This window comes from Staphylococcus sp. OJ82, assembly GCF_000294465.1.
Lineage (GTDB): Bacteria > Bacillota > Bacilli > Staphylococcales > Staphylococcaceae > Staphylococcus > Staphylococcus equorum.
The window spans coordinates 278,668-291,771 of the sequence record NZ_ALPU01000010.1; the positions used below are offsets into that span (position 1 = coordinate 278,668).

Genomic DNA, 13,104 nt, shown 5'->3' on the forward strand with positions numbered 1-13,104 from the left:
CATTCTTTTATAAATATCTATCTCGCCAAAATATCGACGTATCAAAAGTATCTTCGGGTAAAATGATTAATTCGTTTGTCCCACTTTCGATATTAAAGAAATCACTTGCAAAGGTTTTTTCTTGTAACATAGGTTCTTCATTAATGACTACAATATTATTTTCTGTGTCTACTCTAATGTCGTCGCCTTTTTGAATTATCATATCTCTAGCGCCTTCGGGTTTCTCTAATAATTCCCTGTTGTACGTTCCTAAAATATAAATGTTAGCAAAGTCGGTATTTTGATACCTCGCCTCATAAAGTGTTGTGCTTGCTACTTTACGTTGGTAAAAATTTCCGGAATCAGTAAAAGTCTTTTCATTAACTGCAATCGGTACTAATCTTTTTGGATATGGTGTTTCGTCGTACTTCCAACTTTTAACCGTAAACTCATTACCTTTTCTAGTTAAGGCGATATAAATAACAAAACTATCAAGACTTTGTATATATGGGTCGTTATCAAAATCATATATTTTCACTTGTTCGCCACTTTGATTAAATAAAGTAACAATAATTGTTCCTGTTCTTCTTGATTCACTTTTCTTAACATATCCGATTGATGCCAATAATCTATTATCTACATCATAAACAAATTGCGAAAATCTAGCTGTTCCTTTTTTCGTGTTATTAACAAGAATTTTAACCGTTGCTCTAAAGTCTTGAACGCTTTTTGAAAATGATTTTTTTAGACCGGCACCATTCCAACCGTTGTTTTCTAACGTATCTACATTTAGATATATACTCTCGTTTGTTGATGAACTTTGTAATTCGCCACCAGTAGTACCGCCTAAATAATTATCGTTAATACTGCCACTACCTAATTCAATCCAATCTCTCATATCTCGCATTTCAGTGGTTAATACGGGTGGGCTGTAATTATCTAACGGTTTATCTACATCATCATCGCCAACCATAAAAAATTCGTCGCTATCGCCGTTATATCCTTTTGCAATCATAAAGTGACTGCTAGGTTCTAACGCTCTTGCTTGTATCTCAATTGGTGCGTCTTTATTACCGGCATTATATAACGTTGCTTGGTCTGATATAGCTGTTTGTTTTGTTCTTGTACTAGCGTATTTATAAGGGTCGATGCAAAGAAAATTAACTGTAGCTTTACCAAAATTAACAAAATAATCTTTATCAATTGCGCCTTCTAATATCCCGTAATATATTCTGTCGGGTTCTCTAGCGAATTGTATCGGTTTTGGTTCGTCGGTTGTTAACCAATCTGCCAAATCTTCGGCGACGTGTTCCAAACTTTCTCCAACTTCCAAACTATCAATTAATAAATTAACTTCGATTTTTCTAACTTTATCTCTAACAGATGTTAGGACGGTCCCGGACCGTCCGTTTACATCAGTAGTGTTAATTTCTCTATCTTGCCCCCAACTCGTTTTATAGTCGGTATAATAACAGTAATCTTTTTCGATACCATTAAATGAGAAATTACTCATTAGCAACCTCCTTTCTATCTACGATTAAAGCGTTTGTTTCTTCTTTCGATGTTTTCAATTTCATTTTTAACCGGCTCGGCAACTTGTTTACCAACTTTCTTATTATTAAGATAAATTGGATTGTTACCGCTGTTACGTGTATTTAATTCGATTGTTTCGTTCGTTTCGTTGCTTTCTTCAATAAGTTGCATAATACGTTGTAATGTTTCGCCTTCGGTACTGAAACCTAGCTTGTCGCCTGTTTCCTTCCAAATAGCTTGTGATTTAACTTTGTTTGAAGGGTCGTGACTTATTATTGATTCACTGAAACCACCTTCGGCAAGCCATGCGATTTCGGGACTATCAACAATTCCACCACTAGCATAACCATGCCCATGACCGATTACATCAAGTAATGATGAACCGTATTTAGCACTTGCGTAACGCATACCGGCAATTAGGTTATCCGTACCGTTCATGATGTTGTCATGACCGGGTAGTTTAAAGGCGTTAAATGTACCGGGCTTAACTTGTACAAGTCCTTTAGCTTGCCCGTCTAATAAACCGTCTGTGCCACCGATAGCTTTAGCGTCGCCTCCACTTTCGGTTTGTATTTGTCTTTGCCATGCACTCACATAATCTTTTGAAGTTGGTAAACCGGCTTTTTTCAATGCGCCTTTAACGTCCCAGTTACCGCCGGAACCACCAACATGTGATTTCAACCATGGTAACGGGTCAAATGGTTTGCCGTCTTGCCTCATTTCGTAATGAAGATGTGGTCCCGATGAACGCCCCGTATCGCCCGATGTACCTAGTTTGTCGCCGGCTTTAACTTGTTTCGTTCCGTCAAATGCAAAATCGCTTAGGTGTCCGTAAATAGCTTCTAAACCATTACCATTTTTAATAGATACGTGATTACCAAAACCGCTACCGTCTTGCGGTATTGCTCTTGCTAGTCCACTGATTGTTGAATAAACTTTCTCATAGATATAGTTTAAATCAATGCCCATGTGTGGACTGTCAAACGGATAACCGGGCGCTCTACCGTTTGGACTATATGGGAAATTAAGATTACCCGGCGAAAAGTCTAAGAAACTACTGTTGCCGGCTGTTACTTGTGCAAACCAACCTTTAATTTTTTCTTCTGCACCTTTTTTAAGGCGTTTTAATCCACCTCTAGCATAGTCGCCAACGATACCGGAATAATCCCCAAAATCAACGCCAAATCCTTCAAGCGCTTTATCAAGTAATTTACCGGGTTTCTTGACCCAATCCATAACATCGCCGACGCTATCTTTTAACCAGTCTGCGCCTTTACCTACTTTGTCTTTAGTCCAATTATAGCCTTGACCTAATTTATCGCCCGCCCAACTAAATGCGTTGCCGACAGTACCACCGTTTAAGCGTGGGTTTGCGTCGCCACCTAGCGTACTGTTGGTTGGACTTTGGTTTAATAGTGCGTGTGTTTGTTTACCACTATAAACTGTTGAACCTTTAGGCAAGTAAGTGTTGGTATCTCTATTTGGCGTAAATGATATTTTACCATTTGGGTATTTAATCATTTCGTTACGATAACCACCCGGTCCATTACCTTTACCTTTGTCGCCAACTGTAGCAAATGTACCTTCTTTTAATGCACCGTCACTTGATGTTTTAACTTTTCTATTAACTTGTTGATTGTGTGTTGTACCAGTGCTTAAATGTGGTATCTCTTTATCAATACCTAATTTATCGCCAACCCAATTAATACCGTCAATTAATTTATTTAATCCGTCCTTAATTGAATCGACCATATCATCTATGAAACCTTTGATTTTATCAATAATATTTGATAAACCATTTTTCATATTGTTAAACGTTGATTCTACTCGGTCCCATAAATCAGCTACAGTATCGACAACTGTATTTCTGATTGTGTCCCAAATATCCGAAAGGAAATCAAACACGTTGTTAAAAATGCGTTTAGATGTATTCCACAAATCTGTGAAATAATCTTTAACACCGTTGAATAATTTTTTTGCTAAATCTACTACTGTATCTCTGATTTTTCGCCAAGTATCATATAAGAAATTTTTAACAGATGTGAAAATTGATTTGATAGAACGCCATAAGGAATTAAAAGCGCTTTTCACTTTGTTCCAAATAGTACGGGCAAATGAAATTACTTTATCAGAAATATAATTCCAAGTTGATGTTAACCAGTTTTTAACTGTTGTAAAAATTGATTTAATGCTATCCCACAACCAAGTGAAATAATTTTTAACACTCGTCCAAATTTTCCTAGCAAAACTTGAAATTTTACTATAAAGATAATTCCAAGTGCTTACTAACCAACTTTTAACCGTTGTAAAGATAGATTTAATACTATCCCATAACCAAGTAAAGTAATTTTTCACTTTAGACCAAATTAATCTAGCGAAATTACTTATTTTTCTATAAAGATAATTCCACGTACTAACTAGCCAATTTTTAACGCTTGTGAAAATTGATTTAATACTATCCCAAAGCCATGTGAAGTATTGCTTGACCTTCGACCAAACTAATCTTGCAAAGTTTGAAATTTTGCTATAAATAAAGTTCCACGTACTGACTAACCAGTTCTTAACAGTCGTGAATATTGATTTAATACTATTCCATAACCACGTGAAGTAGTTTTTAACACCTGTCCATATCCATTTTGCGAAATCTGTTACTTTTCCATAAATGAAATTCCACGTATTAACTAACCACGTTTTAACGGTTGTGAAAATAGAAACAATATTATTCCATAAGTTAGTGAAGTAGTTTTTTACACCAGTCCAAATTAACCTTGCATAATAACTTACTTTTGAATAAATGGATAGCCATACAGAAAAAAGCCAATTTCTAACCGTTGTAAAAATTGTTTTAATGCTGTTCCAAAGTTGATTAAACCACGTCTTAACTTGGTTATACATTTGCACAACTCTTGCAATGACTTGCGTTTTAATAATATTCCATATCCAAACGAAAAAGTTCTTGATGCCATTAAAAATCATTGTGATTGTAGATTTCCAAAATAGGAAATTCGCTTTAAGGTTTTGCCACCACAATTGAATAACTTTCATTACAAGGTTTTTTGCGTTCGTCCATATAAAGACTAGAAAATTTTTAACGGCTGTAAAAATCGTTACCGCCCAATATTTAATTGAGTTCCATATTCCTATTACCGCATTTCTAAACCCTTCGTTGGTTTTCCATAAATGAATGAACACACCAACAAGCGCTGTAATGATTCCGATAATGATTGTTACCGGTCCACCCATGAAACGTATTGCTAAACCTACTGCCTTCATGATTGGTGGTAGTATTTTCAATACCATTGCTAAACGTCTGATAATTGGGAATAAAACCCCAATACCTATACCAACGGCTTTAATGATTCCGGATAAGGCTACCGCCGATGCTACAAATTTTGTTATTTGTGGGTGGGCTTTCATAAACTCGGCTATCATCTTACTTACTTTAACTGCAATATTTAACACTGTTGCACCTATTGGCGATACTGCTTGTACAAAGCGTACAAACACATCAACAATGTTACCGATTAACTGCCCTACCATTGGGGCGTTTTCTCTTATATAAGCAAGGAAATTTTGGAACGATTTATTTTGACTTAATGTAGCCGACCAATTTTTAAACTTATTAGTCATACTATCTAAGCCATTTAACACCCAACCTGTTTCACTGCTAAATGCTTTGAATAAATTGATTATGCCATGAAATACATTCCCAAATATGCTACCTAAAATCGGTAGGTTTGTTTTTGTATAACTGATAAAGTCTTTAATGCCGTTTGCCGTTGATGTACTGTTAGCCCATTTTTGGAAACTACGTGCCATGTTCTCAAAGCCTTGTGATGCCCATGTGAACAATGGATTAAGTTTATTAAATAAGGCTACTGCGCCGTCGCCAAAACTACCTATAGCATTTAAAATGTTTTTAAATACTTGCGGTCCTATCTTGTTTAAGATACTAAACATGTTTTGGGCGTTCTTGCTATTCTGCGCCCATTCTAGCAACTTGTTTGATGCTTTTGATGTAATGCTCGCAATTTCATTTATAGCCGGTGTGAGTTGGTCTAGGGCAAAATTTGCTGTCTTAATACCGTTAGTCATAGTATTAAATATTTGTGCTTGATTACCTCTAACCAAATTATCAAATTGGGTTTTGATACCGGCTAACGCATCTTGATATTTTCTTGTTTCTGCTGTTGCTTTTAACAATCCTTCATCAAGCATTGCTAATGCACGTTTTGACATGCCAACCATTGTCATTGCGCCGGCACCGGCTATACCAAATGCACCGGCAAGACCGACGGCACCACCGACTACGGCTGTTAATGATGAACCAATAGCCATAACACTCGAAACAACTGCGCCGGCAACGGGTATGATTGCTGTAAAACTTGAAATCATTAAACCTTTAAATACGCCACTAGCAACTTCGCCAACGTTACGCAAGGTATTACCGATTTTATTTATCGTCTTAAACGTTTTTGAAAAATCGTTTCTCATACCACCAAATGTACGTTTGACAGTTCCACCAACACTATTAACAACACGTGTTGTTGTACTAAATTTATCGTTCATAAACTTAATATCTTTGTTTAGTGAAGTCATTTCGTTACGGATTGAATTAAACGCAATTTTTGCCTTGCCCGGTAGCTGTGAAAATGAAATGCTTTTGATGTTCTTGTTTAACTGTTGCGTCGTTTCGTATGATACGTTACCAAACTGTTTAAATTCCTTTTCGGCTTGGTGCAATGTTGCGTTGATTTCGTGCATACTTTTTGAATATGATTTGAAATCACTTTCATTCATTTTCTTTTGCATTCTAAATAACGATAATTCAGTGCTATTTAATTTACTTTGTAAGTCTTTAAAACTATATCCAACTGTTTTGAAATCATCGCCCAATGACTTACCGAAATTAATTTTGTCAATCTCTGTGAGCTGTGTATCAAGTTTGCCAACGTCTTTTGATAATGTGTTAAATGCTTTACCTGTCTTGTTTGTCATTTCAGATGTATCAACATTAGATATTGATTTCTGTAAATTAGTAAAGGTTTTTTGCGATACGCTACCAGTGTCTTTAAATTCCTTTTTAGCACTGTTTAACTCTGATTTAATATTGCTTAAATCTACGTCATCGCCCATTTCAGCCATTGATTTATCAACTTTAGAAACCGATGTGTTCATCATATCAAAACGTTTATTAACGTTCTTTTCAGTTGATGTTGTCTTATTGTCAAACTCTCGCATCTTGTTTTCCATGCGGTCTACGGCTCTTGTAAACTTCGTTACATCAGCATTAAACTTTACATTAACTTTATCCATTTCAGCCATTCACTTTTTCCCTCCTTTCTTACCACTTGTTGTATAACGCTATGAATTTTCGATTCGTTTTAACTTGTCGATATTATCCCACTCTAATTCTTCATTTGAACGTGCTGTTTTACTTCCAGTCGATGTATCTTGACCGGGTTCAATGTTCTTCATGAATTTTTTATTTGCTTTTGCTTGGTTCTTGTCTTGTGGGTTTGCGTGCATACGTGATAAGTGGTTAAGATACAAGCGTTGTTTTTCTGTGTTTGCCTCTTGCTCTAAGGTTTCAAAGTGAATCAATAAATAACCTAGTAAATCAACCGCCGGTGCGTCTATGACTTGTTCACGACCACCAACGATTGGACTAAGCGTATATACTAAACTATCTTCGACTGTTATTGTTTCTTGCTTGTTGTTTGTTTTGTTTCCTTGTTGAAGTTCAGTGCCTTTCCCACTTTATCCATAAGTGATTTAACACGTTTGATAATTTTTTCAATATCGTTAACTTCTACTACTGCCTCAATAACTTCAAAGAACGTATCCATTTCTTGCACTTCTAAATAAGCGCTATCAATACCACTTGCGACGCTCGTCAATTCAATTGTTCTTTCCGGTACTGTTTCGATTAAGAAACCAAACGCCGATAAAACATCGAAAACATTAAAATCTTCACTACGAATTAAATCTTCAATATCAAAGCCTTCTGTGTATTGACCGAATAGTTTAATCACTGTATCTTGAAATTCTTTGTTATCTTGTAAATCTTTTTGGATAGCATTAACAACTTTTGCGATTGCGCCTAATTGTCCGGGTCTAATCGCTTTAATTTCTACTGCTTTTGATTGGTCTGTTTCGTGTAAGTTACCTTGTTTGTCTTGGTCGAATAATTGAATATTTACTTTAGTCATTTAAAATTCCTCCGATAATTGTTTGTTTTGCTTAAAATATTGTTTTTGAAAAATAAAAAAGGTAGCCAATTTGACTACCTTATAACTCTTGAAACTATTATGAAACTGTAACTGTTACTGTTGCCGTCACGTCGCTACCGTCGTTTGCTGTTGCTGTAATTGTCGCCTCGCCTGTTGCTACTGCTGTAACTACACCGGCGTTATCTACAGTTGCGATTGATTCATCGCTTGATGCGTAAGTTAATGATTTATCTACTGCGCCCGCCGGTTGTACTGTTGGTTGTAATGTTACTGTTTCGTCAACTGCTAACGTTTGTGATTCGCTATTAAATGCAATGCTTGAAACTAATGTGTTATCTGTGTTTGAGCTGTCGCCATTTAATAATGCGTCCCATTTAGGCAAGATACCGTTAGGGTCAACTGCACCTGTAAAGAAATAATTACCTTTACGGCTAGGGTTTGCGTTATCACGTGGGTATGCACTCATTGAGATTTCAAGTGAACCTTGTTCGTTTGCGCTTGAAATTTCTACTTCATCGTTTGCGCCGGCTTTGTAAATGTTAATATCGTTGTCGTGATTGTCGCCGTCTGCACGTCTATGAATGCGTACCGGTTTAGCGTTCTTACGGTTTGATGCGCCTAATGGTGCATCTGCTACACCTGTAATTTTACCGTTTTCGTCTACAGTATCAGTACCGGCAATGGCAAGTAATAGCATATCAATTGTCTGTTGTGCCGACACAATACTTACTGTTACGTTATAACCTGTTGAACGTTGGTCGTATGGGCTGTTACCGTAATCGGCAATTACCACATCTTCAAGTTCTGGTTCAAATGATACTGAACCACCTTCGGCTTGTAAGTAACTATCTTTATCGCCGTTTTTACCGTCGAATTTAATAATATCGTCGCCTTCGCCAATGATAATATCCGAAATACCGAATATAATTTCATCATCGCCACGACGTGTAGCCTGTGCAAAGTGCTGTAAGTTTAATTTAATATGGTCGCCTTTATCAGCGAATGGAAATACTTTTTGTTGTGTCATTCCTTTTGCCTCCTAATTTGCATTAAAAAAGCGAACGCTATTTTTTGCGCTCGCTTGCTTTCTTGATTTGTGTTTCAAAATTTAAACTATATGACATGATGTTATCTTCATCTACACCCAACCTTGCCGGTAGGTGCAACCCGTCTATTGAAAACACATTGTAATCAATTTCACGTGTCTTATAACTAACTGTCATAGTGTCATACCTATGTTGGTGTAATGCCTCGTAAATCTCTATTGCTACATCATTTGCTTTAGCAAAATCAGACGACTTAACGATTATTTGATAACGTGGTCTTATCAATTGACCTTCATACATGCTCGGCGGTTCTCCGGGGTCGCTATAAACAACAATCGTATTATCGTTACGTGTAGTGAAATTCATAGAAATTAACATATCTGTTTGTATGTTCGATTTTAAATAATTCATTATCGCTTGTTCTATCATGTTTAACCTCCATAAGTTTCAGTAACGACGTTAGCCAATTGAGTGCGCCACCTATTTTGATTAAGTAGTTTTGCATTGGTTAAGTATTTTCTACCCGGTTCAAAACTACCTACGTTAGGTTTAGCACGTGTTAACTCGCCCCGTCCGTTGTAATAATAATCGGTATAAGTAACGCCCCTAGCGTATTTATTGTATATGCCTTTTCTTGCCGGTTCTTCGTGTCTACGCAACGCATAAACTAACGGCGAACCAACAGATAATGATAATTGACCGTTTGCATATTTTGCGCCGGTACTTCTTATTGATTGTTCTAACTGCCCCGTATCTCTTGGTGCCAATGCTTTCGCATCTGCCTCAACTTGGTAGCCTACTCTATTTGCCTTTTTAATCATATTGGTAACTAATTCTTTATCAGCCGTTTTCATCTTGGCAATAAAACTTTGTGTATCTTGGTTATTGATACCAAAATGTTTATTTGCCATTGATAATCAACGTTCTAAAATAAGTTCTACTTGCCGATAAATTAGTAGTTTCCGTATAACTTTTAACGGTACCCGTCTTAACTGTTCCACGTCTTGTCGTGTACTCAACTTGAACACCTGTTTGAACCGGTACATTGTGCATTACGTCTACTTCGTCTACTGCGTCATCATATACAAAGGTTTTACTTCTTTGTAATTCAGCGTGTTCATTAACACGACATTTGAATGTTGATGTATCAGTTAACGGCTGTCCGTAATCGTTGTAACTTTCATTACCGTTTTCATCAAGTATTGGTACAGACATTGTAACGCTTTGTCGCATTGGTGGAATCATATTAACCTACCTACTCGCATTGTTGTTTTCGGTGTACCGTTTTTCTCGTGTTCCTTTTCAATAATAGAAACAACGTTAGGGCTTAATATTTCGTCTTGTTCTAATACGGCTTTCACATCTTTGACAGTATAATCAGTGATTCCCTGTCTTTTCAACATCGCTATGCCTTCATACTCTGATTCAACGTTGTATAAAGTCTGTAGGGCTATCATACGCTTTGATAAATCTACATTAGGATAGTTGGTTAGGAAATCGTTAATTTGTTCCTGTGCGCTAAATATATGCTTTGTAAGTGCATCTTCTGTTAAGTCGTCGAAATAATCCGGTGTGGGTAGTTTTAATAAATAACTTTTAACTTCTTGTTCGTTTATTTCCATACCTTACACCTCACGATTCTAATTCTTTTAAAGCATTAATATAATCTGATTTTTTAGCCTTACGACCAACTTCGATATTATTATCTTTTGCTAGTTGCTGTAGCTCTTTAACTGTCATTGATTCATAGTCAACACTATTTTTATCACTCGGTGTTTCATCGTCTGATTCTTCGACAACCTCCACCAAATGATTAAGGCGACTATATTCATCATCGTTTAGATTAATATAATCGCCTGTGCTAACTAATGATTTATGATGTGATATTGAGCCTTGTATAACTCTACATTTCTTCATCATAAAACACCTCTAATTAATTATGCTGTTGTTTCGTCGCCTGTACTTCCACCGTCTGTAGTTCCACCACTTGTTGGCGCTACATCTAAGTAAACTGTACCGTTAACGTTTTTAGTAACTGGCATAACAACTTGTCCTACAATTGTTTTTTCTGTTACTGGGTCTTTGTCAATTACAGTAATAACAAATTTGCCTTTTTCGAAATTGTTTTCAACACTTGGTCCACTCATAGTAGAACCTAATACAGATGAACGTAATACTACTTTGTCGTCTGCTAAGTGTTCGTGCGTTTCAATTTCGCCAACTTCATTTTCAATCGCCGTTTCTGTGTCATCAATAACGATTGGTGGCAACTTAACAGAATTGAATAACGCTATAACGTCGTCATCTTTAACAATGCGTGGGCTGTTTGTGTCGTTAAATAATTCTGTTTTGATTTGTCCGGAACTAACTAACTTGTTGTAAGTTGTTGAGTTCATGTTAATAACTTCCGGTTTCTTACGACCATTAGTTTTTTGGAATTGCTTAACGGCGTTTTGTAAATCTGTAATTGGTGCGCCTTGTTCCGTTCCCCATTCGTTCGCTACTGTAATGTTGTTTCCTTCCGGACGGTCTAAGTCGAAAGTTAAACGTGTTTGCGTCATTGGGTCTGCATAGTCTACACGACCATTGTAAGCCATTTGAGAACGGATATACTCTACTGTGTCATCAACTGATACTGATAATTCGTTAGTATCAATTAACACACCGTCAACGATTTTTTGACGTTCTGCGTCATTACGTGGGTTTCTGTAATGATACATTTCAATTTCATCTAAGAAATTAGCGTTTTGAATTTTAGTAAGGCTTGCAATTGCTTGTTTGCCTTGCCCTTTGTTTCTAATTGGTGCGCCTGCATTAAAACCTGTAATTGATGCCGACGCATTAATTTGTTGCTCTACAATGTTGTAAACATTTTCAATTTCTTCTACTTCTTCAACTGGGTATGCGCTCGCTAAAGGGTACTGATTCGGCGTATCTTGTGAACGTAATTTATCAGCCTCTTTAACAAACGATTTTAAACTCGGTTGTTGTAAGCGTTTATCTTCTAATACCATTAATAATCCTCCTTATGATGTAAATAATCTTAAATATCGAATACTAAGCGACCTTGTGACGCTTGTTTAAAGTTATCTGTAACACCTTTACAACGTGCCTCAATAACTGATGCTTTGCGTACTGCACTAACGATTTCGTTTTCGTTAGGCTCTACTGTTACATCGTTCGCTGTTAATACTGCACCTTTCATTGTTGCCGGTGTACTTCCTGTTACAAGTTCAAATAAACCTGTTTCTTCATTACGGAAAATAGCCGTACCATTTGGCACTTCTGTTACTTCTGTGAATGTTGAACCGTCTAAAGTAGGATTACCTACAGTATATTCAACGTTCTTGCCGTCACGTAAAAACTCAACTGATTTACCAAATGTTTTGTATGTTTTTGGTTTTAAATTCATTGGTTATTCCTCCTTACCTAATAATCTTTGTGCATTACTTTTCCCGATTGCCTCGTCACTGTTATTGAAACCGTTATTGCCTTGTTTAGTACCGGGGTTATAACTGTTTGATTGTGATTGGGCTTGTTGCTGTTGTGAGCTTTGAGCCGGGTCATCGGTATTTGAAGTTTCAACGAATAAATAAGAATCTGATTCACGTAATTTTTCTAGTTGGTCTTGTAATCCTATAACCTCGTTATCTTCATCGTTGAATTTAAGGTTATCTGATTCAAGTAATGCCCTAACCGCCTTAATGTTACGTGCGCCAACATCACGTAATTTATTTTCTAAACTGTGATTGAAGTTTAATTCTTTAACTTCTTTTTGGCGTTGTTCTTCTTTTTCTTGATTCGCTTGTCGTAAGTCACTAATAGTTTGTTGCAAGTCATCGCCGTTTTTTGCTTTCTCTTGTAAGTCTTTTAATTCATTATCTTTTTGTTCGTTGTCCTCTTTGTAAGAATCAACAGTAGTTTGTAACTCTTTAAGTTTAGAATCTTTTTGACTTACTTTATCTTTAAAACTTTGTATTTCTTGCCCATGTAGTGACATGACACCTTCAATCTTATCATCGTCAATTCCGATGCCTCTTAATTCTTCTCTTGTAAAACTCATTTACAATTCCTCCTTACGTTTTTTTCTACGGTGTGCGACACCGATTAGGATTAGCGTTGTAACGTAACGCCTACGAATCACGTATAAGGTAAACAAAAAAGGCACACACCTTTTATTGATGTGTACCTTCAAAATTTATGTTCGCCAAATACATGAGGGATATATAATGACTACAACTTTCGTTGCAAGTTACATTGTATCGTATAACGTTACTTTATAGCAAACCATGTTATATACGTCACTTGTGCCA

13 protein-coding genes are annotated in these 13,104 nt (G+C 36.4%); all 13 read right to left on the bottom strand.

Annotation, left to right across the window (positions count from 1 at the left end; genetic code table 11):
• Positions 1-7: 7 nt before the first annotated feature.
• The gene (locus SOJ_RS08730; protein WP_002507710.1) at positions 8-1,492 is read right to left on the bottom strand and encodes a distal tail protein Dit; all 1,485 of its coding nucleotides are present in this window, start codon (positions 1,490-1,492) and stop codon (positions 8-10) included.
• Positions 1,493-1,506: 14 nt separating this feature from the next.
• On the bottom strand, positions 1,507-6,837 hold the full coding sequence (locus tag SOJ_RS08735; RefSeq protein ID WP_002507711.1) for a peptidoglycan DD-metalloendopeptidase family protein: 5,331 nt from the start codon (positions 6,835-6,837) through the stop codon (positions 1,507-1,509).
• Between the two features lie 39 nt (positions 6,838-6,876).
• Positions 6,877-7,116, bottom strand: a complete 240-nt coding sequence (locus tag SOJ_RS08740; protein WP_002507712.1) for a hypothetical protein — start codon at positions 7,114-7,116, stop codon at positions 6,877-6,879.
• A gap of 95 nt (positions 7,117-7,211) precedes the next feature.
• Positions 7,212-7,724: a hypothetical protein gene (locus SOJ_RS08745; protein WP_002507713.1), complete on the bottom strand. Its 513-nt coding sequence runs from the start codon at positions 7,722-7,724 to the stop codon at positions 7,212-7,214.
• A 97-nt stretch (positions 7,725-7,821) separates the two neighbouring features.
• Complete coding sequence (locus SOJ_RS08750; protein WP_002507714.1) at positions 7,822-8,772, bottom strand: Ig-like domain-containing protein; 951 nt, start codon at positions 8,770-8,772, stop codon at positions 7,822-7,824.
• A 37-nt stretch (positions 8,773-8,809) separates the two neighbouring features.
• Positions 8,810-9,220, bottom strand: coding sequence for a minor capsid protein (locus tag SOJ_RS08755; protein WP_002507715.1), 411 nt, complete (start codon positions 9,218-9,220; stop codon positions 8,810-8,812).
• A 2-nt stretch (positions 9,221-9,222) separates the two neighbouring features.
• The gene (locus SOJ_RS08760; RefSeq protein WP_002507716.1) at positions 9,223-9,702 is read right to left on the bottom strand and encodes an HK97 gp10 family phage protein; all 480 of its coding nucleotides are present in this window, start codon (positions 9,700-9,702) and stop codon (positions 9,223-9,225) included.
• Positions 9,692-10,036, bottom strand: a complete 345-nt coding sequence (locus SOJ_RS08765) for a hypothetical protein (RefSeq protein WP_002507717.1) — start codon at positions 10,034-10,036, stop codon at positions 9,692-9,694. The genes SOJ_RS08760 and SOJ_RS08765 overlap by 11 nt, the downstream gene beginning before the upstream one ends.
• A complete protein-coding gene (locus SOJ_RS08770; protein WP_002507718.1) occupies positions 10,033-10,413 on the bottom strand; it encodes a hypothetical protein in 381 nt (126 codons plus the stop codon). Before SOJ_RS08770 ends, SOJ_RS08765 begins: the two co-directional genes overlap by 4 nt.
• Positions 10,414-10,423: 10 nt before the next feature.
• The gene (locus tag SOJ_RS08775; RefSeq protein WP_002507719.1) at positions 10,424-10,708 is read right to left on the bottom strand and encodes a Rho termination factor N-terminal domain-containing protein; all 285 of its coding nucleotides are present in this window, start codon (positions 10,706-10,708) and stop codon (positions 10,424-10,426) included.
• Between the two features lie 20 nt (positions 10,709-10,728).
• Positions 10,729-11,805 (bottom strand): major capsid protein, encoded by a 1,077-nt coding sequence (locus tag SOJ_RS08780; protein WP_002507720.1) that lies wholly within the window; start codon positions 11,803-11,805, stop codon positions 10,729-10,731.
• 29 nt (positions 11,806-11,834) lie between these two features.
• Complete coding sequence (locus SOJ_RS08785; RefSeq protein ID WP_002507721.1) at positions 11,835-12,203, bottom strand: hypothetical protein; 369 nt, start codon at positions 12,201-12,203, stop codon at positions 11,835-11,837.
• Positions 12,204-12,206: 3 nt separating this feature from the next.
• Positions 12,207-12,854: a phage scaffolding protein gene (locus SOJ_RS08790; protein ID WP_002507722.1), complete on the bottom strand. Its 648-nt coding sequence runs from the start codon at positions 12,852-12,854 to the stop codon at positions 12,207-12,209.
• Positions 12,855-13,104 lie beyond the last annotated feature (250 nt).